General features: G+C 45.4%; 25 protein-coding genes and 2 pseudogenes. 18 read left to right on the forward strand and 9 right to left on the reverse strand.

Annotated features, from left to right (window positions below; translation table 11 throughout):
- Nucleotides 1-45: 45 nt before the first annotated feature.
- The 3 genes from THEBA_RS11830 to THEBA_RS11840 all read left to right on the forward strand — a co-directional run bounded on the left by THEBA_RS11830 (nt 46) and on the right by THEBA_RS11840 (nt 1,780).
- Nucleotides 46-420: a hypothetical protein gene (locus tag THEBA_RS11830; RefSeq protein WP_014731743.1), complete on the forward strand. Its 375-nt coding sequence runs from the start codon at nt 46-48 to the stop codon at nt 418-420.
- Between the two features lie 219 nt (nt 421-639).
- The gene (locus THEBA_RS11835) at nt 640-1,323 is read left to right on the forward strand and encodes a histidine phosphatase family protein (protein ID WP_014731744.1); all 684 of its coding nucleotides are present in this window, start codon (nt 640-642) and stop codon (nt 1,321-1,323) included.
- Between the two features lie 31 nt (nt 1,324-1,354).
- Nucleotides 1,355-1,780: a flavodoxin family protein gene (locus THEBA_RS11840; protein WP_006489991.1), complete on the forward strand. Its 426-nt coding sequence runs from the start codon at nt 1,355-1,357 to the stop codon at nt 1,778-1,780.
- A 51-nt stretch (nt 1,781-1,831) separates the two neighbouring features.
- On the opposite strand, the gene THEBA_RS14455 is transcribed toward THEBA_RS11840, so the two are convergent.
- The gene (locus THEBA_RS14455; protein ID WP_041928263.1) at nt 1,832-2,017 is read right to left on the reverse strand and encodes a hypothetical protein; all 186 of its coding nucleotides are present in this window, start codon (nt 2,015-2,017) and stop codon (nt 1,832-1,834) included.
- Nucleotides 2,018-2,063: 46 nt separating this feature from the next.
- On the opposite strand from THEBA_RS14455, the pseudogene THEBA_RS11850 reads away from it, so the two are divergent.
- The 10 genes and pseudogenes from THEBA_RS11850 to THEBA_RS11890 all read left to right on the forward strand — a co-directional run.
- Nucleotides 2,064-2,735 (forward strand): annotated as a pseudogene (locus tag THEBA_RS11850) (formylglycine-generating enzyme family protein); the annotation flags it as partial.
- Nucleotides 2,736-3,196: 461 nt separating this feature from the next.
- Complete coding sequence (locus tag THEBA_RS11860; RefSeq protein WP_014731746.1) at nt 3,197-4,249, forward strand: YCF48-related protein; 1,053 nt, start codon at nt 3,197-3,199, stop codon at nt 4,247-4,249.
- A 487-nt stretch (nt 4,250-4,736) separates the two neighbouring features.
- Nucleotides 4,737-4,865, forward strand: coding sequence for a hypothetical protein (locus THEBA_RS14865; protein ID WP_006485539.1), 129 nt, complete (start codon nt 4,737-4,739; stop codon nt 4,863-4,865).
- Nucleotides 4,866-4,959: 94 nt separating this feature from the next.
- On the forward strand, nt 4,960-5,082 hold the full coding sequence (locus THEBA_RS14870; protein WP_006485555.1) for a hypothetical protein: 123 nt from the start codon (nt 4,960-4,962) through the stop codon (nt 5,080-5,082).
- 211 nt (nt 5,083-5,293) lie between these two features.
- A pseudogene (gene ltrA / locus THEBA_RS11865) lies at nt 5,294-6,561 on the forward strand (group II intron reverse transcriptase/maturase).
- A gap of 1,509 nt (nt 6,562-8,070) precedes the next feature.
- Nucleotides 8,071-8,394: a PadR family transcriptional regulator gene (locus THEBA_RS11870; RefSeq protein WP_006489979.1), complete on the forward strand. Its 324-nt coding sequence runs from the start codon at nt 8,071-8,073 to the stop codon at nt 8,392-8,394.
- A 2-nt stretch (nt 8,395-8,396) separates the two neighbouring features.
- A complete protein-coding gene (locus THEBA_RS11875) occupies nt 8,397-9,329 on the forward strand; it encodes an HAAS signaling domain-containing protein (RefSeq protein ID WP_014731747.1) in 933 nt (310 codons plus the stop codon).
- A gap of 330 nt (nt 9,330-9,659) precedes the next feature.
- Nucleotides 9,660-10,703, forward strand: coding sequence for an ABC transporter permease (locus THEBA_RS11880; RefSeq protein WP_006489976.1), 1,044 nt, complete (start codon nt 9,660-9,662; stop codon nt 10,701-10,703).
- Between the two features lie 108 nt (nt 10,704-10,811).
- Complete coding sequence (locus THEBA_RS11885; protein ID WP_014731748.1) at nt 10,812-11,315, forward strand: hypothetical protein; 504 nt, start codon at nt 10,812-10,814, stop codon at nt 11,313-11,315.
- A gap of 23 nt (nt 11,316-11,338) precedes the next feature.
- Nucleotides 11,339-11,839, forward strand: a complete 501-nt coding sequence (locus THEBA_RS11890; protein ID WP_014731749.1) for a hypothetical protein — start codon at nt 11,339-11,341, stop codon at nt 11,837-11,839.
- A gap of 51 nt (nt 11,840-11,890) precedes the next feature.
- Here the strand turns inward: THEBA_RS11890 and THEBA_RS11895 are convergent, their stop codons facing one another.
- Nucleotides 11,891-12,319, reverse strand: coding sequence for a hypothetical protein (locus THEBA_RS11895; protein ID WP_236609261.1), 429 nt, complete (start codon nt 12,317-12,319; stop codon nt 11,891-11,893).
- 222 nt (nt 12,320-12,541) lie between these two features.
- On the opposite strand from THEBA_RS11895, the gene THEBA_RS11900 reads away from it, so the two are divergent.
- Nucleotides 12,542-14,014 (forward strand): phytoene desaturase family protein, encoded by a 1,473-nt coding sequence (locus THEBA_RS11900; RefSeq protein ID WP_014731751.1) that lies wholly within the window; start codon nt 12,542-12,544, stop codon nt 14,012-14,014.
- A gap of 96 nt (nt 14,015-14,110) precedes the next feature.
- Here THEBA_RS11900 and rapZ read toward each other — a convergent pair whose 3' ends face one another.
- The 5 genes from rapZ to THEBA_RS11925 all read right to left on the reverse strand — a co-directional run bounded on the left by rapZ (nt 14,111) and on the right by THEBA_RS11925 (nt 19,732).
- Nucleotides 14,111-14,992, reverse strand: a complete 882-nt coding sequence (gene rapZ / locus THEBA_RS11905; protein ID WP_014731752.1) for an RNase adapter RapZ — start codon at nt 14,990-14,992, stop codon at nt 14,111-14,113.
- A 1,331-nt stretch (nt 14,993-16,323) separates the two neighbouring features.
- Nucleotides 16,324-16,809 carry a zinc ribbon domain-containing protein gene (locus tag THEBA_RS11910; RefSeq protein WP_236609162.1) on the reverse strand — a complete coding sequence of 162 codons (486 nt, stop codon included), beginning with the start codon at nt 16,807-16,809 and terminating at the stop codon, nt 16,324-16,326.
- A gap of 259 nt (nt 16,810-17,068) precedes the next feature.
- On the reverse strand, nt 17,069-17,572 hold the full coding sequence (gene ybaK, locus THEBA_RS11915) for a Cys-tRNA(Pro) deacylase (RefSeq protein WP_014731754.1): 504 nt from the start codon (nt 17,570-17,572) through the stop codon (nt 17,069-17,071).
- Between the two features lie 28 nt (nt 17,573-17,600).
- Complete coding sequence (prfA, locus tag THEBA_RS11920; protein WP_014731755.1) at nt 17,601-18,683, reverse strand: peptide chain release factor 1; 1,083 nt, start codon at nt 18,681-18,683, stop codon at nt 17,601-17,603.
- The gene (locus THEBA_RS11925) at nt 18,683-19,732 is read right to left on the reverse strand and encodes a type IV pilus twitching motility protein PilT (protein WP_014731756.1); all 1,050 of its coding nucleotides are present in this window, start codon (nt 19,730-19,732) and stop codon (nt 18,683-18,685) included. The genes prfA and THEBA_RS11925 overlap by 1 nt, the downstream gene beginning before the upstream one ends.
- A gap of 141 nt (nt 19,733-19,873) precedes the next feature.
- On the opposite strand from THEBA_RS11925, the gene THEBA_RS11930 reads away from it, so the two are divergent.
- The 3 genes from THEBA_RS11930 to rbr all read left to right on the forward strand — a co-directional run bounded on the left by THEBA_RS11930 (nt 19,874) and on the right by rbr (nt 23,010).
- Nucleotides 19,874-21,310, forward strand: a complete 1,437-nt coding sequence (locus THEBA_RS11930) for an alpha-amylase family glycosyl hydrolase (RefSeq protein WP_014731757.1) — start codon at nt 19,874-19,876, stop codon at nt 21,308-21,310.
- Entirely contained in the window at nt 21,307-22,266 is a 960-nt protein-coding gene (locus THEBA_RS11935) for a cation diffusion facilitator family transporter (RefSeq protein ID WP_014731758.1), read from the forward strand. The genes THEBA_RS11930 and THEBA_RS11935 overlap by 4 nt, the downstream gene beginning before the upstream one ends.
- Before the next feature lie 153 nt (nt 22,267-22,419).
- On the forward strand, nt 22,420-23,010 hold the full coding sequence (gene rbr / locus THEBA_RS11940; RefSeq protein WP_014731759.1) for a rubrerythrin: 591 nt from the start codon (nt 22,420-22,422) through the stop codon (nt 23,008-23,010).
- 49 nt (nt 23,011-23,059) lie between these two features.
- Here rbr and THEBA_RS11945 read toward each other — a convergent pair whose 3' ends face one another.
- Nucleotides 23,060-24,328 (reverse strand): patatin-like phospholipase family protein, encoded by a 1,269-nt coding sequence (locus tag THEBA_RS11945; RefSeq protein WP_014731760.1) that lies wholly within the window; start codon nt 24,326-24,328, stop codon nt 23,060-23,062.
- 175 nt (nt 24,329-24,503) lie between these two features.
- On the opposite strand from THEBA_RS11945, the gene THEBA_RS15015 reads away from it, so the two are divergent.
- On the forward strand, nt 24,504-24,701 hold the full coding sequence (locus tag THEBA_RS15015; RefSeq protein ID WP_407656342.1) for a serine hydrolase domain-containing protein: 198 nt from the start codon (nt 24,504-24,506) through the stop codon (nt 24,699-24,701).
- 630 nt (nt 24,702-25,331) lie between these two features.
- Here THEBA_RS15015 and THEBA_RS14460 read toward each other — a convergent pair.
- Nucleotides 25,332-25,469, reverse strand: a complete 138-nt coding sequence (locus THEBA_RS14460) for a hypothetical protein (RefSeq protein WP_158309314.1) — start codon at nt 25,467-25,469, stop codon at nt 25,332-25,334.
- Between the last annotated feature and the right edge of the window lie 207 nt (nt 25,470-25,676).

The raw sequence follows: 25,676 nt of genomic DNA on the forward strand, positions 1-25,676 counted from the left end.
GTTAGCCCAAGAAAGAATGTGCTTTTTACACGGAGGGGATGGAGAATGAAGAAAAGCTTTTTGACCGCACTCTCGATATTGGCGATAATCTTCCTTGCATCTGGGTGTCTGTTCTTTGGACTTCCTAATTTGAATGGAAGCTGGGATGTTGTAATGACTTATTCTGGTGGAGCCTCGAAGACAGCTACTTTTCATATCGAGCAGCACATAATCTATAACTACAGGGGAAAATTCTGTCTTGATTCAACCTGTAAAGAGCTTTTTGGGATGATCTCCAACGATCATAAGGTAAATATCAACACCTGGACCTCTGAAAGCAAAATAGATTTCGCTGGAGTCGCTGAGAAAGGAACAATGTCGGGAACCTTCACTAGATTCGAACCTTCAGCCGAAGGAACATGGGAGGCAACTAGGCGTTAGGCCGACATATTCGTAAAATCCGCAAGTGGGCAAGAGTTATCTTTCTAAAACTGCCTTAGAATCGATATATTCATCTCACATATTGACCTCTGGAACCCAAGTCTCATCAAAACGGGTCGAGCACTCTGAGTTATCGCATAATACTCTGTGAGTTTTGACCAAAAAACCTTCAGACCAAATCTGTTATCATCTTCTTGAGTAACTTCACGGAGGCAAAAAATGACAACAATATATCTCATGCGCCACGGCCAGAGTCAGGCAAATATAGAAAGGATATTCGCAAATGGCGATGAAGGATTTCCGCTTACAAAAGAGGGGATACGGCAGGCAGAAATGGCCGCACGCTATCTGCGTCTGAAAAATATATGCAGGATATATTCCTCACCTATATTGAGAGCAATGGAAACATCGAGTATAGTCTCTTCTGAATTGGAAATTGAGGTCAAGCCCATGGACGAAATCAGGGAGTTTCACGTCGGTGAACTTGAGGGCAAGTTGATTGAAGGCGAAGCAGCGGGCTCATTCCTAAAGCTTGTCAGAGACTGGATCGGCGGCAAGGAAGACATGCGAATTCCCGAGGGTGAGAGTCACAGACAAGTGATCGGACGGTTCTGGAAAGCAATTAATACTATCATAGATGAATGTCCAGAGGGAGAGGTTCTGGCCGTGAGTCACGGAGGCTTTCTGTCAATGACACTTCCCTTCGTCTGCAGCGGGATCGACCCTAAGAGTTTCTTCTCAAGATCCGGTATCTCGATAACCAACTGCGCCATTACCACGGTGAAGGCATGCAGATGTGGTGATTCGATTTCTCTGGAGCTTCTAGACTGGGCAAACACATCGCATATGGAACTGGATTTTGAAAAGGAACCGATAGAGAATATCTGGAACTCAGAAGATTGAATGAAAGATAATTTCGAAGGAGGCGACAGTAGTGAAGATTGGAATAATTGCCTATTCAAAGACCGGAAATACGCTGTACGTTGCCGAAAAACTAAGAGACAGGCTGATTTCTGCAGGAAAAGAAGCATCTGTGATAAGACTGAGATCGGAAACCCCCGATCTCGAAAGATACGAGGGCCTTATCTTTTGCTCTCCAGTTAATGGTGGAGCACCCGCTGATCCCATGAAGAGTTATCTTGCCAAAATGAAGTCCCTCCAGGGCAAAAAAGTTGCCCTTATGGCTACTGGTCTCTTTCCGGCCTCAATGGGAAGAAAACAGACATTAAAATACATGAAGAGCATCTGCAAAGACAAGGGCGCCGAAATAGTTGGACAGGGAAGCGTTGGCTGGTGGAGCTTCGGAAGAGAGAAGAAAATTGAGAAATTGGTTGAAGACCTTTCTTCTTTTTTTCTATGATAAATGCCGATCTTAGTGTGAGAACGAAAAGGAATCAAGATACTTTACATTTCAGCAAAAAAAGCCAGAAATCTCACTTGTGTAAACGGTATCTCCTGCTTCTTCTAACAAAGACGATTTTCTCAGGAAAATCCCAATGTATAGACTATTCGCGACATTCATAATTGCTCTTCTCGCCGCTTCTTTAAGCGCTTCAATGCCGGAACATATTCTTGTCAACGGCGGAAGCTTTCTCATCTGAACCACATGGAGAGAGGAAGGCGTTGATTATGAGCCGGTTCGACAAATTCATTTGAATTACGATTTCTACATCGGGAAGTTTGAAGTCACCTTCGAAGAATATGAGGCTTTCTGTGATGAAACGGGAAGAATCCTTCCCGACGACTCCGGTTGGGGAAAAGGCGCCAGACCAGTTATGAACGTGAGCTGGTGGGATGCGATAGCTTATTGCAACTGGTTTAGCAATAAGCAGGGGATACCCCTTGCCTACGATTCCGAGGGCAACCTGCTTGATGGAAGGGGCAAAAGAACAACCGATCCCTCCAAAGTAGAGGGTTTCAGGCTTCCGACTGATGCTGAATGGGAATTTGCGGCGAGAGGCGGTAACACGAGTGAAGGCTACACAAGATTGGTAGGAAACTCAGTTGACCTGGTAGCGTGGTACAAATCTAACTCAGAGAACTTGACCCATCCGGTAGGAACCAAAGCTCCAAACGAACTGGGAATCTTCGATCTGTTGGGAAATGTTTGGGAATGGGTTAGCGATTATCACACAGACTACTCCTGTTCAGAAGAAGCGAATCCATATGTTGACAGCTTCTCAGCTTACAGAGTTAAGAGAGGTGGCAGCTGGATAGACTGCCCCGTCGGTGTCAGTATCGATGTGAGATCTAAGGGTTTGCCAGATCACGCCATCACAAATCTCGGCTTCAGAATCTCTAGAACAGCATATTGATAAGTTGCAGAGCCACCTTAACGGAGATTATGAGAGCCGTCCAACTTGTCGCGTTAAAGAGCAAGCAAATCACTTCTTTCCGCCAGTTTAAAATGGCCAGCGATCAGGTGTGTCTATGGTTTGACTTCGCTCAATCAACGGAAAGCGAATCTCAACCTTGCCCCCTCCAAAATACTTATGTCGTCTTTTTGGCCCAGTGTAAGCACAACAATAAGGACGGTTAAACAGTTAATGATAAACTGGCACGGAAACAAGCTTCAAAAAAAACTTCTATCAGAAATTGCAGATGTTATTATTTTAGTGTTGAAGTTTATTGCCCTCTTTATCAGAAGAACAGTACTGACGAATTGGCTGGATTCCTTTCAACATCTACTAGTAGTAGCCTTGCCTAAAGAACTCGCGATGTTTTCTAAATGAGAATTGATCGTTTCTCTTGTGAAGCTGGTAAAAAGGAGGAAACTATGAAGATGAAAAGACTGATCTGGGTTACGGGTCTTCTATTGGTTGCATTTGTTATTGGCGGCTGTATTCCCTTTCCCAAAGTGAAGAATTACCGCGCATGGGTAGTGGGGCAGACAGACTCAAACGGAATCGCAATGCTTTACTTCTCGGACGATTCCGGTGAAACGTGGACACGCCAGGCAATGGACACCCTGCCTGAAGGTAAGAGTTTGGAGGACGTTCTTTCCGTAGACCAGAATAGAGTCTGGGCTTGCGGTTCAGACGGGTTATTGCTGAAAACGACTAACGGCGGCTCCGACTGGGAGATAGTTGGAGTATCGGAAGTTGCCACTGATTCTTTTTTCTCTTTCCTTTCGATTTTTGAAGATAGAATTTGGGTAAGCGGTGACGAAGGACTTGTAATCTTCTCTGATGACTACGGTGGGAGCTGGACAGTATGCGACCTCCCCGAAATGGCTTCAGAGTATATTATTCAAGGAATCCATGCAATAAACGAGGACGTGATTTATGCTGTTGGAAACAAATCAACTCCCAGAGCCGGCATAGTTCTGAAGAGCGAAGACGGCGGCCAGACCTGGGAAGAGATTGAACTGCCAAACAATTACAATGACAATGGATGGATAGGTGTAAAGGCCACAGATGAAAACCACATAGTTATCCACGGTGGCCAGGGCCATTATGTGGTAACCGCGAATGGTGGGAAACAATGGGTTACGGGAGGTCCTCTTTTCGCTAAAGACCTGAACTCTCTGGTAATGCTGGATAGTTCAACTTACTGGGCAGCCTGCGATTTCGATACGATAATCCTTACTGAAAACAGTGGAATAAGTTGGGAGGAGCAGCCTCCGGCAGGAACGAGCAATTCCTTTCTGTTAGGAATAGATGCTCTCGACAGGAGTAACGCGTTGGTTGTCGGCTCATCGGCCGGATACCCACAATTCGGAAAGATACTGCGCACAAAAGACGGAGGAAAGAACTGGGAAGTAGTTCTTAGTGCAGAGGAATGTCCATTTACCTTGGCTCATGTTTCGATAGCCGAAAAGAGAATGTGAAAACCAAGATTAGTTCCAAGATGCAAGTTGTGAGTTGTAAGACCGGCGTCGGGGGTTGGAAAATCAAGAGAAACTGGTTGACCGTTGAGCGGTTCTCCGTTCACCGAAAAAAACCCGTTCTTCGTTCTTGGTCAAAGTGAAAAAACGAGAGATTCTGAATCAAGTTCAGATGACGGTATGTGACATTTTCGTAATCGCCTAACACTGTCATCCCGAACTTGTTTCGGGATCTGGTGCTTTCCGTGGTTGGGGATAGCGGGTTGGGGGTTGGATAGAGCAAAGGGACTGGTTGGCCGTTGAATGGTTCTCCGTTCACCGAAAAAAACCCGTTCTTCGTTCTTGGTCAAAGTGAAAAAACGAGAGATTCTGAATCAAGTTCAGATGACGGTATGTGACATTTTCGTAATCGCCTAACACTGTCATCCCGAACTTGTTTCGGGATCTGGTGCGCCCGGCATGATACACAACTATAGGGTGAAAGACCCGAATGCGGGGAGTCAAAGAAGCATTAGCCAGAGGCAAGGGTGTCACTGGTAACGGTGAATCTGAAGGAAGCCCGAGGCAAAGTCCGGAACTGAACGAAAGTGAACCAGGGATGGCCGTTACAGTAGGGTAACCCTGCCAGATAAGGGAAAGCCCTGACTCCAGCTGTAAAGGTTTGGATGGCAGGATTCGGATGAAAGTGGTGTATCTTACCCGGGGAAGTCCTCATGAGTCCGAAAGGGGTAACCGTTAGCAAGGAGGTGATCCAAGTTAACGGAAAGCTCAGGAGGATGGCAGACGAACCCGTAGTAGTGAAGAACCTCTCCGAAAGGGGAAGGGACCTTGGCTAAAAGCCAAGGGGGTGATGGGGAAGTCGAAAGGCTCCATCACTTGCGAAGGGGGGAAGGATCGAAGAAATGTGATCGGAAGACAGATAAGAGATTCAGCTTAGACAGTTAAAGACAAGGTACAGATTCCCGAAAGGGTAGAGAAGCCAGTCATTAGTTGTCGCAATAACATCTGAGACTACAACCGTTGGAAGAGAGCATACAGGAGAAAGAGATGAAGTATTACAGTCTAATCGACAAAGTCTATTCGGAGAAGAACCTTTTAAAAGCCTATGGCAGGGTAGAATCCAACAGAGGAGCCCCCGGTATAGACGGAGTAACCGTAGAGATATTCGCAGAGAAACTTCCCGAAGAAATCGAGAGACTATCCGGAGAAATCAAGAGAGGCGAATACAAACCCATGTCACTCAGGAGGGTAGAGATCCCGAAAGCCGACGGTAAAACGAGGCAATTGGGAATACCTGCAGTGAGAGACAGGGTTGTACAGCAATCTCTCAAGGAGGTACTCGAACCGATATTCGAGGAAGGATTCCATCCCTCCAGTTACGGTTACAGAAAGGGAAGAAATGCCTGGCAGGCAGTGGAGAAGGCGAAAGCCTTCGCATCCAAATACGGACTGTGTAATGTAGTGGAACTTGACCTCAGTGAATGTTTCGACACTCTGGATCATGAGAAGATAATAGACTCCGTAGCCGAGAGAGTGAGTGATGGAAAGATACTCAAACTCATACGGGCAATACTGAAGAGCGGAGTAATGGAAGATGGAGTCTGGAAGGCAACAGAGACTGGCAGTCCACAGGGAGGAGTAATAAGCCCGCTGCTGGCTAACATCTATCTGAACGAATTCGATCAGAAGATGAAAGCCAGAGGAATAAGGATAGTCAGATACGCAGACGACATACTGATCTTCTCGAAAACCCAGGAAGAAGCCCGAGAGTTTCTGGCAATCGCGATAAACATACTGGAGATTGACATGAAGCTCAAGGTCAACAGAAACAAGACGAGAATCACAACACTTGAAGATGGATTTCACTTTCTTGGCTTCGAAATAAAGGCGAGAGAGTGGGGATAGAGAAATCCAGATTGAAGAGATTCAAGGAAAAGGTCAGGAAACTTACAAGAAGGAATCAGAGCAGGCCGGTAAAGGAGATAGTGAAACAGCTCAATCCACTGTTGAGGGGATTCGCCAGCTATTTCAGGATAGTGGATTTCCAATCCATTTTGAGGGGACTTCTGAGCTGGATAAGGAGAAGGCTAAGAGCCATCATACTACACCAGTGGAAGACCACCAAGAAACTGAACAGAGTTCTCAGAAGGACCGGATGGAAAGAGAAAGTCAACATGAGAATGAACAAATGGCGATCTTCTCACTCAAAAGCAGCCAATTACGCCATCCCCAACAGGTTCTTTGAAGAGATGAACCTAGTCGATATGACAAAATACCATCATCCCCTGTCGAAATTTCCGATACTTGATCCATGAGCCGTGTACGCGGCCCGTACGCACGGTTCTGTGAGAGGACGAGGGGCTCCGCCCCTCTCCTACTCGATGTGCTTTCCGTGGTTGGGGATAGCGGGTTGGGGGTTGGATAGAGCAAAGGGACTGGTTGGCCGTTGAATGGTTCTCCGTTCACCGAAAAAAACCCGTTCTTCGTTCTTGGTCAAAGTGAAAAAACGAGAGATTCTGAATCAAGTTCAGATGACGGTATGTGACGTTTTCGTAATCGCCTAACACTGTCATCCCGAACTTGTTTCGGGATCTGGTGCTTTCCGTCGTTGGGGATAGCGGGTTGGGGGTTGGATAGAGCAAAGGGACTGGTTGGCCGTTGAATGGTTCTCCGTTCGCCGAAAAAAACCCGTTCTTCGTTCTTGGTCAAAGTGAAAAAACGAGAGATTCTGAATCAAGTTCAGAATTACAGTATGTGACGTTTTCGTAATCGCCTAACACTGTCATCCCGAATTTGTTTCGGGATCTGGTGCTTTCCGTGGTTGGGGATAGCGGGTTGGGGGTTGGATAGAGCAAAGGGACTGGTTGGCCGTTGAATGGTTCTTCGTGAGAGCCAATAGCAAATGCAAGATGGGCACTAGGGGGGACAGACACCGGAAAACCTGTCCCCACATTTCGGGTAATCTTCTCGGAGGAAGGAGGACCGTTGACGGACAACGTAGTCTTCGGCTTCAACGGTTTCTTTAAAGAGGCTCTTCTGCCCGCGAAACAGGCCTTGCGTCTTTGAGAGGGCTTCCTCTTCGGGCGAACCGCCGTTCGCCCCTACAGAATCACCTAAGATTGTCATCCCGTAGAGCCTGCCCTGAAGTGCTCCTGTTAAGGGTTCCTATACGGGATCTGGTTAATGATCTCGATAACGGACAACGATAATCAATCTCGTCCTCTCGGCAAGCACAGTGAACTCTCGACAATGCTCTTTCTCGACTCGTCTTATTGAAGGATCGAGATGCTAAAACAATTTCAGATGACGGCATTTGTCGTTTTTTTACTCTAGGCAATTTGCAACGGCTCTTTCGAAGGACGGGTCCACGATCTTGGACGGTTAACGAAAAACGGTTCTTCACAGCGTTCAGCGGTATTTTCCCCGCAAAGCGGGCATTGCGAACGCCAATGCTTTCCGGCGCACTGCTTCTAATGTTTTATTCTTCGTCTCGCCAGCGAGCATCACTTCCCGACGAAGTCGGCCTCACTTCCCCGGACGCTTTTCCGGGCATCACTTCCTGGGATGCTCTTCCCAGCATCACTTCTTGAAATGTTCTTGCCCAGCCTTGCGTCCCACCAAAACCAGCTTAACTTTAGGTCTTATCCAAGGATGGATTTGTGGTCTTGAACTACGAAACAAGGGTGTCTTTTTCTTCACCATGAGACATTGCACATTCCCGGCCCCCCACTTCACGAATTTTTAACCAACACTATATTATGACGTCATAATAGTACTGTGTGATACACTGTATACTATTATCAACATAGTACAGAGGTGATGTTATGGACATAGGAAAACTGGCAACGGAAATGAACAGGGGCTTCATTCAACTCTTAGTCATGGTTATGCTCGATGAACCAATGTACGGCTACGATATCGTTAAAACACTCGGAGAAAGGAACTTCTCAATCGACGAGAACACCCTGTACCCTCTTCTACGAAGACTTGAAGAAAGGGAGATTCTTTCTAGCGAGTGGAGAGTTGAGGAGAACAAACCCAGGAAATACTATTTCGTATCGGAAACTGGACGACAGGTGAGAAAGGAATTGCTGAGAATTTGGAATGAGCAGGAACAACTTCTAAAAAGCTTCGTTGGGGAGGAATGAAAATGGAAAGACTGAAAAAGTATCTTGACGATGTGCGAACGTTCTTACCGGGAACCAATCCAAAAAAAGTGGATGAGATTCTAAGAGAGATTGAAAGTCATGTACTGGAAAGAGCAGAGAGGGAACATGGAGAAATTAATGACACTGCAGTCGCGATGACGATCAAGGAATACGGTTCACCAGAAGAGGTTGCGGCAAGGTATTATGAAGGCGGTCCGATCATCGCCCCTCATCTGAAGAACTATCTCTTCATGTACACCGGAATTCTTTTCGCAATTCATCTTGGACTTCATCTTATCGCTTTTGTTTTTGGCGAGAATGGCGCGATCTTTGATTTCAGGGGAACCGATCTGCTAAGCCTTCTCTCACAGCTTCCAGTGACTTTTATATTTGACTTCGGACTTGTCAGCTTGATTCTTTACTTCGTGACGCAGGCAAAGGCTACTGCGAAGCTTCCCCACTTCACATATTTCATAAGAGCAGAAAAGACACCTTCAATGGGAAAGAGAATAGGAGCGCTAATAGGCTCTCTTGTTGGGGCCGGGATAACCTTTCTTGCTTTCACTTACGGACCATTCTATTTGGGCGGCGGAGAGCTAACGGAGATCGCGATAATCGCGTTGGATTCATTCAAGTTCGCGCTATTCCTTGCTTTTGGGCTGCTTGTCATAGATTCAGTATCCAACTTAATCAACATATTCAATTACTCCCGGTTCAGCAAAATCGTATCGAACACTCTTGGCCTTGTCTTTCTCTTTCTGGCCGTTTCACCAGACTATAAACCAGATATTGCATCCTATCTGAGTTTGAATCCCTCAAGTATAGATCATCCACTCCTTGTAGCGATTCTATTCTTGATGGCAATTGTAATAATTGTCGATCTGGTCTTTGAGACGATAAAGTTCTGGGTCAGCAGGATAGTACGAACAGACTGATTAGACTCCTTTAGAAACTGGGAGGGGTGATACCTCTCCCTTTTTTCTACTGTTTTTAGAAACAAAACATACAGGCTATGAAGATTAGACGTTCACTCTTTCTAAGGCTTTCCCGTCACTGTCTTTCCAGTTCAGAATGAGGTTGTTTGGATAAGTCCACTTGTGATATCAACGGACTTCTGTCCTGCGCTTTAAATATACTAACACCCTCTCCTTGATGATAAAATCATAATTGCGCTTCTAATCTATCGGGAAGTTCTTTAGCTGAAAAGATGTGAAGTTGCAGTTCAACTCTTTGATAAGTTGTTTTCCAAAACTAGGAGGGTCGATGTGGCCACTTTCATTATCAGAAGGCTTATGTTCCTGCCGCTTGTCGCCTTTGTAGTCACGCTTGTCGTCTTTGCAGTCATCTGGTCTATGGGGCCTGATGTCCTTCTTAGAGCCTATATGACGGGGAACGCCTCGAAATCACCAAACGCCGAGCAGAGGATAGTTGAAAAGTACGGGCTTGACAGGCCTGCAGTAGTTATGTACTTCAAGTGGTTCGGAAACACTCTCAGAGGCGATATGGGTTACTCTCTTACTGCCGGCTCAAGAGTCTCTGAAGCGATCCTTGTAAGGCTTCCGGCAAGCCTCGAACTACTGATACTGGCCCTGATTCCCATAATACTCTTCGGTTCGAGACTTGGAATAAGGGCCGCAATGCATCCCGATGGATTTACGGATTCAGTATTCGGATTCCTTTCGATAATCGGATGGGCAACTCCCGATTATGTAATGGCGCTCCTCATTCTAGTCGGCAGTTTCACAATATTCGGATGGCTTCCCATTGGCAACCTGACCACTTCTCTTATCAAAGACTGGAACACTTACAGCAACTCTTTGATAATCGACTCAATACTTAATCTACGTCTAGATATCCTGCTGGCTCAGCTAGTCAATCTAATCCAACCTGTTTTGACTCTGTTCATTGTACATTCTGCTTATGTCTTTCAGATAAGCCGGGCAACTGCACTGGAAGTGAAGAAGAAAGACTTCATAAGGGCTGCTAGATCACGAGGTGTGAGCGAAAGGACCATCATGCTGACTCACGTAAGAAGGAATGCGCTTATTCCTGTAGTTACAGTGGGAGGAGAGCTCTTCGCTTCGCTTTTCGCAGGGCTCGCATTTGTTGAGACTATTTTTGCAAGGCCTGGCATCGGACGGCTGCTTACGGAAGCAGCAATAAGCTTTGAAGTTCTCACGCTCTCTGGCCTTGTTCTTCTTATTGCTGCCGTAATGCTGCTCGTGAATATTGTCGTTGATATTATTTACTCTTATTTAGATCCCAGAATTCTTCTCTGGGATAATGGCAAGAGCGAACGGGGAGAATGATTGTATTAGAGCTTTATGTAGAATTCCCGAGCAGCGAAGCAAACAGTCTGAAAATCAGATTCTTTTCTTGCATAGTGGACGTACAATGAACTTTAGGGGGTGAGATCTATGAAGAAAGTCTCTCTAGTCCTGTGTCTATTGCTCGCCGGGTCCTTATTACTTGGAAATCTTTCTTTAGGATTGATAAATGTCGCAGCCAAAACCGAATCCCTTTCAAATACTCCTCTTTCCGGCTTCGTAGGAGTAGATGTGCTAGGTATTGACCTGCGCTATGATGTAGGACTTTTGTACCTTGGAGCGGCGACTCCGTTTCTCATGTTCACTCTTTCGGAAGATACAGGAGTGAAGTCTTCATTAATAATTCCCGGAATTGCATGGTATGGTTACATTGGATTGAAACTCGATTTTGGTGTTTTCTATTTTAAGGGGGATATCGGTCACACATTTGCTTTCGGCGAACAGCTACAGCTGGGTTTTTCTCCTCTAAGACTTGGGTTTGGAATGAACTTCAGTCCCAGTTACTACATAGAGCTAAGCGTCGATACTGTTCTGCAGAAATTCAACGAGACGGTCGGGAAGATCTTTGACTTTAAGATAGGTTACAGATTCTAGAAGATCAAAAGAGGTGTTCAGAGATGAAGAGATCTATTGCAACGGCCATTTTGGTAACTGTGCTGGCAGTCTCTTGTCTTTCCAGAAATCCAACGATTGAGGCTTACAGAAATCATTTCTACTCGATCAACTTCATGGATGTAGAAAACCTAAGTGTAAAACTTACTACAGAAAAAATCGATATCTCGAGGAATGAGAAACGAATGCTCAAAGATGGCGATATTCTCGTCTACCTTACTGACGAAGACAGGCTTGGAAAGATGGTAATACTGGAGCTTGACAAGAATGAGAGCGGCATGCTCTTGTTTGATTTTGTCACGTATGATAAGAATGGAAAGGTCTTCACTGAAAAGAAAGATGTCAAATTTCACTCCTCATATGTTTTTGATTTCGACAAAGGCATATTCCCTAAAGAGATAGAAGGGGTCAAACTGTGGTGGCACAGCACTGATGATATTGAAATGTATCTTGTCCCATGGGCCCCTACTAAGCTCTTGAAGTATCCCAATGCTGAAATGAACTGACCAGCGGGACATTAGTTCGAGAAGACATTTCATAGTATCAGTAGATTCGTTCTAGAATTCAAGCTGAATGAGAAATGTCGGCACCAGCTTCATGGTAGCGTCAACAAAGAAGTCGCCAGGCAGGCTTATTGGAAGCCCCAGTTCTCCACCCACGAGAACTCTGCCGAAATCAGTCTTAAATCCATAACTAGCACCGGCACCGGCAAGCATTAGACATTCCATCTCTCCAAGATGAATCAAACCCTCGACGCCACCGTGAACTCTCCATGAAGCAATGTCTTTGTAGAGGTAGAGACCGGGAACTAGTACGATCGAATCTGTAGCAAAGATCACTCCTGCCTTCACCTGAAATCCAAGAAGCCATGTATCAAAATTTACGGCCACAAAAGGCTCAAAATGGCCATGAATCTTCACTCCCACACTGAAATCTACACCGATCATCGACACCGCAAGGATCAATACTAAGAACACACAAATCATCTTCGTCAATCCGATCACCTCCATAACAACCAATTCTACCTTAAGCTACGGAGATAATTTTCAGAGGTCGCTGAGTCAATATTCACCAATAGCGCTGAAAAGCGAGCATGTTCAAATTGGAGTGGTAGAATTGGCCTGAACCCCGGGAGCTTCGATAAGTTCACTTTTCAACAATGCAGAGGAATTGGGTTTCCGGTTTTTTTGATTCTCGAGGTGGTGCAAATGTCGAAAATCGCAATTATAGGTAGTGGAATTGGGGGGCTTGCTGCAGGATGTTATGCCCGGATGAATGGTCTTGAATCGGTGATACTTGAAAAGGCCGATAAGCCGGGAGGACTTTGTACATCGTGGGACAAGGGTGATTATATATTTGACGGCTGCATACGTCATCTTGCTGGGCTTAAGCCAGGCACCCCACTTAATAATATGTGGAAAGACATTGGAGCGATGCCTTCCGATATCTACTTTCCCGAAGAACTGGTGAAGGCGGTTGACGAAAAGGGTAACGAACTGACAGTCTTCTACGATCTGGAAAAGCTTGAAGCCGAAATGAAGAGAATCTCACCAGAGGATTCTGAGCTTATAGAAGACTACATAAGGGCTATACGCAGGCTTTCCAACACTGACCTGATGGAGGTAGGCTTTTGGGGCTTCCGAGACTGGTTGAGGAATATCTCAGTATTGATTAAGAATAGAAAGGTTTCGAAATACTCCATGCTTTCATTCGCGCAGAGGTTCAAGAGTCCTGTTTTGAGAGAGTTCTTTCCTGTAATCCAGTACGGGTGGGCAAACATTCCACTAACTTTGAATCTAGGAGTGATGGCGGGATCGGTGGGAAAGAGATACGGACGATATCTCGGCGGTTCGGCCGAATTCATAAAGTCGGTGGCAGACAGATATTCTTCGCTTGGAGGCGAGATACTTTACAACTCCTCCGTGGAGAGAATCATAGAAGATAGTGGAAAGGCTGTCGGAGTGAGACTTGAAAATGGTACGGAGATCTCCGCCAATTATGTAATTTCAGACGCGTACGGTTATGACACTTTCATGAAAATGATAGATGAACGGCACCTCACCGATCGGCTGCGCTCGATGTATTCGAAGCCGATTGACAGGATGATGATGGGTTTGCATGTATCTTTCGGTGTGAACATGGACCTTTCAGACAAACCGAACACCATTTCCTTCTTCCTTGACGAACCAATCGAAATTGCAGGCGACAACTGCTCTATAATCAACCTTCTTAACTACAGCTATGACAAGAAACTGGCACCGAAAGGAAAGACCAGTATTAAAGCGATGTATGATACCTACTATTCTTACTGGGAAGAGCTATCGAAGGATCAGAAGAAATATGAGGAAGAGAAGGCGATAATCGCCAGTCGAACAATCGAGGCCATTGAAAGATTCATTCCCGGTATCGGAGAAGCCGTCGAAGCGACCGATGTGGCAACACCTATTACCACAGAGAGATTCACGTCAAACGCCCGGGGATACGGAAGTAAAGAGGATTTTCGATTGAGAGACACCCTCAAAGGATTTCTCAACAAACCGATGACGCTGAAAAGCCTCAAGAACTTCTTTGTGATAGGACACTCCATAGGTGGAACAAATCTCTACGGCTGTGCGGCAATGGGCAGGAATACTATCAGAAGGATCTGTAAGATGGAGCACAGGAATTTTGTCGCCTCCTGAGATTAAACTCCATTACCTAAAGCTTTTCATAAGAAATAAAACACCTTGATGTCCCTCAACCTCATAAGACACCGCTAAGAGATGAAAAAGTATGGATCATGAATTGTCTTTGTGAACCTTTTGCTCTCTATGATCAAGCGAGAGCCTTAAATTGTCAGTCTTGAGCTCCTCGAACAGACGATCTGCAATATAGACAGATCTGTGTTTGCCGCCCGTGCAGCCAATAGCTATCTTCATGAAGTTTCTGCCGCTTCCGGCGAAACCTTCAATCGTCATCCTGCAGAGTTTCAAAACAGTCGAGAAGTAGGTTTCTATCTCAGGGTAGGTCTCCAGATAATCCTTAACTTTCTTGTCCATTCCTGTCAGTTCAATGAGATCCTCATAATAGTATGGGTTAGGAAGGAATCTCACATCGAAGATCAGGTTAGCATCGTGAGGAATCCCTTCACTGTACGAGAAACTCTCTATCTCAACCCTCATCGGAGGCAGTTTGTAACCCTTCCCTCTGATAATAGAGACGATTGCCTCCTTCATTTCTTTCATATCCATTCTTGACGTATCTATCACATGATCACAGTTCTTTTTGAATGGATCCATAATGCTTCTTTCCTTCTGAATTGCTTCTTCAAGACCTGTCTCTTCCTGCAGGGGATGGGCTCTACGGGTCTTCTGGTATCTGTAGTAAAGTACATCATCTTCTGCATCGAGGAATATTGAAACAATACCCAGTCCTTTTTGCTTCAGTGATTTTAGGCTTTGATTAACTCTTTCAATACCACCAAACTTCTTGGCCGTACGGATATCGATAACAACCGCACTCTTATCGATTTCTTGTGCACCGATAATGTTTACAAGTTCCTCGATTATTGAAGGTGGAACATTGTCCATACAAAAGAACCCGAAATCTTCAAGTACATCGATTGCCGATGACTTTCCGGCTCCGGACATACCGGTTACAACAAATATGTTTGAAGACATTCGTAGCATCACCGCCCAAATGGCAAATACTAATGAAGAAAGAGATAATGTTTACATTAATCAAATTATACAATAATCTGGAAGAATTCTACTTTAGAGATCAATGTCGAAGGGGTTGTCTCTTGTGAAGACCGGGGGTGCGGGTAGCAGGTTGGGGGTTGGTCAGGAGCAAAAAAGAGATTGACCCAGTCCTCAAGAAGCAATTCAAAGCCATCTGATCAGAAACAACTTATTTCGTCATCCTGAAGCGCTCCTGTTCAGGATCTGGGCTTTTGGGAAACGTGATTGCAGCTTGCGGGTTGATTTGAAAAAGAGAAGAGTGAAACTGGTCTGCCGCTAAATGGTTCTCCGTTCGCCGAATAAAAAATTAGTTCTTCGTTCCGACGCTCCGCGTCCAAGTTCTTCGTTCTTCGTTAGAGCAATGAAGCAATACTATCCAGATTCCGACCAGGAGCTTTGTCGGAATGACGGAATCTAGCCTTTTCGCAATAACCGTAAGTTGTCATCCCACTGAGCCTGCCCTGAAAATCTGCCCCAATGAGCCCCTCTTCGGTCATCCCGTGATGACTCTACACGGGATCTCTTTCTTCATCTTCAATAGCAAGCGCGGGGATTAACTGATTCTTGGATTCTGTACCATTATTCACGGAGATCCTGACCAAGAGCTTGTCAGGATGACCAAAAGTGCGAGTATCCTGCCCAGAAAACATGTTGTTCCATCCCGCAATATCTCCATGCCGTAATTCCGTAGAGCTTACCCTGAAGCCTGCCCCAATGAGTCTGCCCTGAAGCCTGCACCAAAACACTCCTGTTTGGGGTCTCTGTTCAGGGTCATCCCGAACTTGTTTCGGGATCTGGTTTTGATGCTCTCGACGGGGGACGGAGGACCGTTGACGGACAACGTTGTCTTCACAGCGATCAGCGGCTCTCGGGATCGAGATGCTGAAACAAGTTCAGATGACGTGCTGTGGTGTTTTTGCTTTAGGGTCTTTAACCTGCAACTTGGAACTGATATTTTGCTCTTACAAACCCGCAAACACCAACCCCGAACCTCGTCATTTATTCTTGCAACTTGGAACAGATAACTTACAACTGCTCTTCGAAGGACGGGTCCATGATCTGGGGGAAGGACCAAGAACGGCTCTTTGCAGCGATCAGCGGGTTCTTTCTCTTAAGCGTACAGCGGATCTTTGGATCTAGATGCTGAAAAAAGTTCAGATGACGGAATCCATCATCGAAGAACCAAGAACCTGGACGCGTAGCGTCAGAACGAAGAACCGTTTTCTCAAATGACGGCTCTTATGCCCGACAGTGTGACTTGCTCTCTTAACTCAGTCAAGCGTGAAATCGTGTCCGCAGTTCTTGCAGAAGCGATTCTCTTTCTTATTCAGCATGTAGCAAAGACTGCATTTCTTGTAACCTACAAGAGAAGCGCCGCAGTTCGAGCATTTGGTTGCATTGTCCTCATTCTCCGCACCGCATTCGGGACATCTGGAATAACTCTTGCTCTTGGTCTTCTCAATTCTCGCTTCTCTGTCTGAGACAAATGTGTAGTCATAGGTCATATCTTCCTTAAGTTCTCGACCGCTAACCGGTTCCTGTTCACTTACGGGGCCGGAGAAGCTCTTTGTCTTCGCCATTGCAAGAAGCATTCTCCCCAGTGTCGTCGCAATGAAACCCAATACCAGAAACACAATCACGCCACCGAAGACCAGACTCAAGTAAGGAGCAAGAAAGAAACTGGCAAAACTGAATATTATCAAACCTATTCCAACAACATACACTATTCCACCGACAATTTTTATTATTGTTCTCACCGGATCACCAGAGCGGATATACATTTTATCACCGTCCTTTGTATTCAATTTTACAATGCCTTTCATTACTTGCAAAACAGATCAATCTTAACCCCTTCTGTGAGCACCTGCGAAATTGTAGAATTGATTGACAGAAATCCGAAGGGAGAGAAATGATTTGGAAATTACTACTGTTTTGTTGTTGTTGGCGCTTTTCTTTGGTTTGGTTTCGGTCCTTGTAATACTTTTCAAGATTTGAAGAAGCATTGTTCGGATACCATTACAACGTCTGATGCTTTTCTTTGGAAAAGGAGACAACACTGGCATTAGTTGCGCAGACAAGGTCAGTCGGTCTCAACCAGATCTGAAGACCTCGTTTGCCAGCACTCACGGATATCCTTTCTTCATTCAAAACTCCTTTATCAACGAGAATCTTGAAGCTCTTCTTCATCCCGAGAGGCGAAACTCCTCCCCTGACATATCCTGTAAGCGTCAGGAGACTTTCTGAAGGAACCGTCTCGATATTCCCGTCACCCGTGATCTCTGGAAGCTTCTTCATATCGATCTCTCTATGACCGCCGAGACAACAGACAAAAACCCCGCTTCTGTCACCCTTCAAGACAATAGTTTTCACGGTTCGCGAAGGTGACAAGCCCAGCTTCGATGCAACATTCTCGGCACTCAGATCGTGTTCGTCGACTTCGTATTCTAGAATCTCATATTCAATCCCAAGCCCATCCAAGATTCTAGTGGCATTTGTCTTTAAAGGCTTTTTGCTTTTCATTCGATTCTCCATTGGAACTGAAGTTGTTTTAACCGATCAGTTTCTTGTGAAGTAATTCCAGCCGCTTGTTTATATCTGCAGCGGAAAGTTCCGTCACGAGCTCGTCGAGATCTCCGTCCATCACATAAAGAAGTCTGTAGCTTGTAAAATTTATCCTGTGATCAGTTACCCTGTTTTGAGGGAAGTTGTAAGTTCTTATCTTTTCGCTTCGTTCACCGGTACCGATTTGCGTCCTTCTTGCCTCAGTAATCTCATTCTCTGCTTTAGAACTGTACATTTCATACAGCCTTGCACGTAGAATCTCGAGCGCTCTAGCTTTATTCTGATGCTGAGATCTCTCTTTCTGCACGGCAACTACTATCCCTGTAGGCTCATGGACTATCCTTACGGCGGAATCGGTCTTGTTTACGTGCTGGCCTCCGGCGCCTGAAGAGCGATACGTGTCGATTCTGAGATCGGCAGGGTCGATTTTGACCTCTGTTTCGCTTACTTCTGGAAGCACCGCTACCGTCGCAGTAGACGTGTGGATTCTTCCCCCCGATTCAGTCGTCGGCACTCTCTGGACTCTGTGGACTCCGCTTTCATACTTCAGTTTACTGAATACGCTTCTGCCTCTTATCTGAAAGATGACTTCCTTGAATCCACCGATATCCGTCTCATTTGAATCGATTATCTCCGATTTCCAGTTGTTTCGTTCTGCATATCTGGTGTACATTCGGAAGAGATCGGCAGCGAACAATGCAGCTTCTTCTCCACCTGTACCGGCCCTTATCTCAATAATAATATTCCTCTCATCTGCTAGATCGGGGACGAGAAGTCCCTTTAGATTAAGCTCCTTTCTTGCGATTCTGTTCTCGAGATCGGATATTGTATTCGCGATCACTTCCTGTTCGTTCTCTTCTGCGGTAGCCTTCATTTCATGCCATTCCTCAAGTTCGCCCTTCATCGAGTCTATTTCGCTATAAAGATTAATGATCTCAGAGAGCTCTGCATGTTTCTTCCCGTATTCCATAAGCTTGTCCGGGTCTGAAGCAACTTCGGGTTTTGAGAGTTCCTTCTCGACCTCCTTGAATCTCTCCCTGAAGACTTCCATTATCTTGCCTAAATCCATTAGAAGGCCCTCCTGAGCATTGCATTGGGGTCCCTTGCGTAATCCTGAAGCTGGTCCTTGTCGATTATTCCCTTTTTGAAAACATCCATCAACGCATCATCAAAGGTGACCATTCCATACTTTATCCCGGCCTGCATCATAGATTCTATTTGGTGGAATTTCTGCTCCCTTATAAGATTTCGGATAGCCTGGTTCACTACCATTATCTCGATAACCGCGATTCTTCCTTTACCGTCCCTCCTCCTGAGCAATCTTTGGTATATTACCGCCAGCAGAGTATTGGCAAGCTGCATAGCTACCTGGTTCTGCTGATGAGGCGGAAAGACTCCCACTATTCTTTCGGGTGTGGTAGCGGCGGAATTTGTATGGATTGTCGAGAATACAAGATGGCCTGTCTCAGCAGCAGTCATGGCAAGTTCCATCGTTTCGCTATCTCTCATCTCTCCAACTAGAATGACATCGGGGTCCTGCCTCAATGCATATTTCAGTCCATTATAAAAAGATTTCGTATCCGATCCAAGTTCCCTCTGATGGATCAGGGCATTTTTTGGTTCGAAAACGTATTCTACTGGATCTTCTATGGTGATCAAATGAACATGTCTCGTTCTGTTGATGTTTTCAAGCATTGCGGCAAGAGTAGTCGATTTTCCACTTCCGGTCGGTCCTGCAACAAGCACGAGGCCCTTATCTGGTTTACAGAATTCCTTGAACAACGGCGGATAACCCAGATCTTCAAGAGTCTTGATTGTTTTCGGGATTAACCTCAGAGCGACTACGGGAAGCTTATTTGAATAGAAGTAGTTTCCTCTTACCCTTAAAGAGCTGAACCCAAAAGAAAAGTCAATCTCCTTACTTTCCGAATCCTGTAACTTAATCTCAGATATCTCTTGAAGTTCTGTCGTTATCTTCTTCATCATTATTTCGTCGGTCAACAGTTTGTCTTGAATCAACTCACCATCGACCCTGTATATGACGTTTTCACCTGAGGTTAAGTGTATGTCGCTTGCATTCATCTGTTCACCTTTACTCAGAATTTCCTTTATCAGCATCTAGCCACACCTCCCGGAACAGAGAAGATTTTAACACAATGCACTGTCCGATAACTATGGTAAGATCTATGATTCAAGGGGAAACAATAGTTCTCGTAAGTCAGTCCAATTACTCGGCCGACTAATTCGGGAGGGATTCGAGTGTTTTACGAACTCTATCTGAGGTCATTCTGTGACGGCAATGGCGATGGAATTGGTGATTTTATCGGAGCCGAGCGGAAGCTCGACTATCTTGCAAATTTAGGTATTGAAGGAATCTGGCTTTTGCCGATTCTTCATTCGCCATCTTACCATGGCTACAGTGTCATCGATTTCTTTAGTGTCAACCCAATCTATGGAACTCTTAAGGATTTGAGAAACTTTCTGGCATCAGCGCACAAACTAGATTTGAAGGTCATACTGGATCTTCCGATGAATCACACCTCTCCAAATCATGAATGGTTCTTGAAGGCCTTGAATGGAGAAAAACCATACAGAGACTGGTATCTCTTTCTGAAAGACGAACAGTGGCTGAAGGCTAGGAGACATTGGGACGGAGAGCAGGTATGGACAAACTACTCGGGACAGTGGGTCTACACATTGTTCGGACCTGGAAGTCCTGATCTCAACTATGAGTCTTCTTCCCTGTGGCAACAGATGAAGGAGGTCCTTACATTCTGGTTATCCGTAGGATTCGATGGATTCCGATTCGATGCTGCAAAGCACATTTTCGATTTTTCTCTTGAAAAAGGCATCTGCGAGTACCAGCACAGCAGAAACATCGCTTTCTGGAAGGAGATGACGGCACACTGCAGATCGATTTCTCCAAATTCGATATTTGTGAGTGAAGTGTGGGACGATGCGCAAATAGTAGACCTGTACTCCGCGATCTTTGGAATTGGATTCAATTTCCCCCTTGCCGAGGACCTGAAAACTTCCGTTGCGACAAGAGACCCAGAACTCCTAGTGAAGTCTTTGAGGACTGATCTCAATAGATCTTTCAGGTCGAAGCGTAGCTATGAGTCTGGAGTTTTCCTGACAAATCATGACATGAGTCGTCTCGTATCGGTTATGGACGGTGACGAGAAACTCTCTCTTCTGGCAATGTCGGTCTTGTTGTCTCTTCCCGGAGTGCCATTCTTCTATTATGGCGAAGAACTTGGAATGGAAGGGGTCTACAATACGTATTTCAACGAAGAGCAACTTGAACCCTTCCTGTGGTTCGAGAACGGCTACGGTCCAGGTCAAACCGAATGGAAAGCGCTCGGGAAGAATCATCCTCACAGCGGCAGGTCTCTGGAAGCACAAAAAGCTGTAGATGGGAGCTACTTCGAGAGATTCAGGGCTATACTTGAATTCAGGAAGAACAACTCCTGGCTGAGGTTGGCAACTATGAGAGGCTTGAAACGAAGAGAAAACCTGGTAATCTTAAGAGTCGTTGGAGAAAGCCGGAGCGCGTACATTTATCACAATCTCGGGAAAAGACGTGTCGCTTTAGAAGACGTTTCTAATCTTCAGATCATCAACGGCTCTTTGGGTAGGTATCGCGGCAAGAGATACCTTGGAGGTTTCTCGAGCGCAATCGAGGTGACTGAATGACCGAAGACAGAATGGTGCTTTCAAGAAGAGGCTCAATAATAGGGGTGACCGGAAATGCAGCGCTCGCGGTGCTGAAGGTTCTTACCGGTTTCTTCACCGGAAGTATGGCTATTTTGGCCGACGGAGTAGATTCGACTACGGATATTTTGACCTCGGTTATTACCTGGATCTCTACATCCGTATCAAACAAGCCGCCTGATGCGCAGCACCCGTACGGTCACGAAAGGGCAGACGCCGTTGCCTCAAAAATCGTATCCATGGTTATTTTCTTTGCCGGAGCACAACTGGCCGTTAGTTCCATTCAGAAGCTCTTCAGCGGTGGATCCTCTGTTGAGAATATCGCTCTGGTAATTGTGGTGGCAGCCATCTCCTCTGCTGCGAAGTATTTTCTATATCGTTATAAGCTGGGAATAGGAAAGAAGATTGATTCATCGGTCTTCATAGCCGATGCAACGAACATGAAACTGGACATCGTCATCTCGCTATCTGTACTGGGAGGCTCGATCTTCGTGGGAATTACTGGCCTGCAGATAGTGGATTCGATCGTAGGGTTGGCAGTATCTGCTCTGGTAATCAAGACCTCCATAGAGGTCTTTTGGGAGACCAATTACGAGCTGATGGACGGGCTCAAACCTGGAGACGACATTTACAAGGTAGTTTTCGATTCGATAGAAAGGGTTCAGGGTGTTCAAAATCCTCATAAAGTCAGAGTGAGAAAAATGGGTTATAAGTACCTCGTAGATCTAGATATTGAAGTAGACCCGGATATGTCGGTAAAGAAGGCACATTCTCTTGCAAAAAAAGTCGAGGCCTCTATAAAAGAAGATCACAAAAATGTCTACGATGTCCATGTCCATGTAGAACCCTCTGGCAATGTCGAAGACGAGAACTTCGGGATCGACTCCTCTAAGGAATTTAATGAAAGCCTGAATAACAAAGACGAGAAATCGGAATAGGCCGCTATGAACAGAAACCTTTAACTCATCATTTTTAGAGAAATTCGTGATTGTAATCAAATCTGTACTATAATTGTTTTGAAAAAGCTCTTCGTCAGGTCATCAATCAACTATCAATACTCGGTACCTCATCCAATATTCGGGGGTGAAATTGTGAATCTCAAAGGCTCAGAGACTGTTGAAAACCTTATGAAGGCATTTGCCGGTGAATCACAGGCTAGAAACAGATACACTTTCTATGCATCTGTGGCGAAGAAAGAAGGCTTTGAACAGATATCGGCAATCTTCAAGGAAACCGCCGACAACGAGAAGGAACATGCGGAAGTCTTTTTCAAACACATTATCGACGGTATGAAAGACGAATTACCCGTTATGGTACATGTCGACGCCGACTATCCAGTGGATCTACGAGGAACAAAAGAAAACCTAAAGGCGGCCGCCGCTGGAGAAAATGAGGAATGGACCAAACTCTACCCAACTTTCGCCGATGTCGCAGAAAAGGAAGGCTTCTTGGATGTCGCTAATAGCTTCAGACAAATAGCAAAAGTAGAGAGCAGACACGAGGCCCGTTATCTAAAACTACTGGAAAACGTCGAAACCGGTAAGGTATTCAAGAGAGAAGAAAAGGTTCTCTGGAAGTGTGGAAACTGCGGCTACATTCTCGAAGCTAAGGAAGCTCCGGAGCAGTGCCCGGCTTGTAAACACCCAAAGGCTTACTTCGAACTTTTCGTTGAGAACTACTAGATCTAAACCCTTAAGCTAGTGAGGTCCGGCAAAACCGGACCTTTTTCATCTAGTCATTGAGATTGGTTAATGACAAGAACCCTTCCCGAAACACACTGAATTCACGGTCTTCAAGACTTTCTAGATCCGAGTTTTTCACGAGAAATTCAAGGAAGTTCAGTATGCTTTCACAGGAAATATCGTTGTAGTTTCTTCCTTCAACTCCAACGTTACGACTTGAGAGAATCTCCTTTGTAAAGCTGTAGAGGGAATAAAGATCAAGCCTCTCCAGTTCAAGATAACGCGCAAGGTCTTCTAGCAGTCGTACCCATGTTTCAACAGGATTGAAGATACCAAAGTGATCCTGAAGAACCGGCATGAGCTGGCCGTAATAGAAATGTTGAGTAGATTCGCTCTGCCACGGTTCAACTCCGAAGATCGCCCTGGCCTCCTCTTTCTTCTTCTTAGGAAGAGAAAACAGCGCACGCGCAATTGCGTCATGCTTGGCGAAGACGAAGTACTCCTCGCCGTTCAAATATCCCAGCTCATCTAGACAATCAAGATATCCTTCTCTCATGAAGTTTCTTGCGATATCAGGGTCGAAATCGAGAACGTCTCCATAGAACTCGCGTGGCTTGATAACCAGATACTTTACTTCCTCCAATCTCTTAAGCGAAGTGAGGGTAAGCACATCCCTTATTCTCTTTGGACCAAGATCCACAATGATAATCTCTTTGAAGCCTCTGCTAAGAGCCATGTTTACAGGGATATTCCTGTATATTCCTCCGTCGATGAATTTCTCTGAACCAATTTCTTCTCTCTTGAAGACCGGATGATTTGCGCTGGCAAGTATATAATCTTCTAACTTTCCTTCTGGAATATCGTCTAGGAATAGCTCCTTGGGTTGCATATTGCTAAGAGAATAGGTGACGATTCCAACATCGATTTTCGCCTTTCGTACTAATTCTTCTTTAAGAAGTCGACCAAAGTTCTCTCTCAGAGGTGCAGGATCGAAACCACGGCTCTTCAAGGCAGCGAGGGCTTTTTCGATTAGGTTTCCGTCGGGGCCGTCTTTCACAACTTTGTCAAAATCGATTTTCAGCCACAGTTGCCTTGCATCTTCGAAATTGTCCATGGCAATAGCCATGGAATTTATCGCGCCAACGGAGGTTCCGTAAACTCCCCCAATTTCGATCCCACAGTCTTTCAAGGCCTTCCATACTCCGATCTGATAAGCGCCACGCGCTCCTCCCCCCGAAAGAACGAGCCCTATCTTTTCTTCGAACTTAACCCTTTTGCTCATCGGTATTAGCAAGTCCGACAGATTCAACTTTGCCATTTTAGTCACCTCACTGCAATTCTATATTAGACCAAACGGTAATTCCAGAGATTGTCTCCCTTAAACACACTTCGGATATAATGCCTAAGGGAGGTGTTCATGAATCTTTGAGAAACGGCTTTGCCAATATGGTGGCCAAACAGGAAGAGGTTGTTGCATAAGCAAGATACCGGGCCTGTCATGTAGAATTCGCTTCGGAGAAACTGTCGATCCTGCCTCTTATGGCATCACGAACCTCAGCAATCCACTGAAAGTGAATGAGGACACTTTCTTCCAGATTACCTCTATAACTAAGAGGTTCGGCGTTCTTGCAGTAATTAGATTGGTAGACTGCCGCAGACTTGATCTTGACAGACCTTTACGCGATTATTAACCCAACTTCAAGCTCTCGGACGGAGAGGCCGAAAAGAGTTTGACAATGAGGCATCTTCTTACACAATCATCGGGGGAAGGGAGATTACTTCAAGGATTTCCGTTTTGGCAAAAATGTTATGGGAAACATGGTTAACAGCATATTGGCACTTCCACAGATCAATCCCCCCGGAAATGATTCTTTCCTACTGCAATTCCGGTTTCTATGTCGCAGGCAGGGTCATCGAAGTGGTTACCGGAAAACCCTTCGAATAAGCCATCAATGAATTGGTTTCAAAACCTCTCGATCTCGATAAGATCCGTTTCTCTCCCGAATAGGTCATTACCGAACGGTTTGCCGTCGGCCATCATGTCAAGAAGGAGAAGATATTTGTTGCACAACCTTGGCATATTGACAGAGCTTTGCATCCGGCAGGTGGAATCGTTACCAACGCCGAGAATTTGCTTAAGTATTCTGCATTTTACTTTGCTGAATCGTCCCCCAAAAGACTGGAATCATAAGTGAAGACTCATTTGAGGCCCTGACCACGGGAAGAATCGACGCTTCTCCGGCCTCCAGAGTTGCTCTAGGATGGTTCGTTGAGGAGATTGAAGGCGTCAAAGTCCTGCAGCATAGATGCCGGGCCAACGGTCAGATTTCCTTGCTGATAATACTTCTCGATCTAAACCTTTCGGCGGCTATCCTTACCAATAGCAATGAAGGCAGCAAACCAACTTCTATCTTCACCAGAATGGTGATCGAAAAACTTCTGGGAATGAGCCCAATCATTTTGGCCCCAGCCAGCGATGCACTTGAGAACAGAAAGGATCGTTGGGAAGTATTTGGGAAAAGTCCGACCTGGATATCTTCAAAAAAGACTGCAAGCCGTTCATAAGAAAGATACCTTGCGGAGGATTCCCAGAAGAAGACTTGGAACCGGCCCCACCATTTCTTCCTCAAGAGATGTCAATATCCGAGGAAGGATTCCTGATCAGC

This window comes from Mesotoga prima MesG1.Ag.4.2 (assembly GCF_000147715.2).
GTDB lineage: Bacteria > Thermotogota > Thermotogae > Petrotogales > Kosmotogaceae > Mesotoga > Mesotoga prima.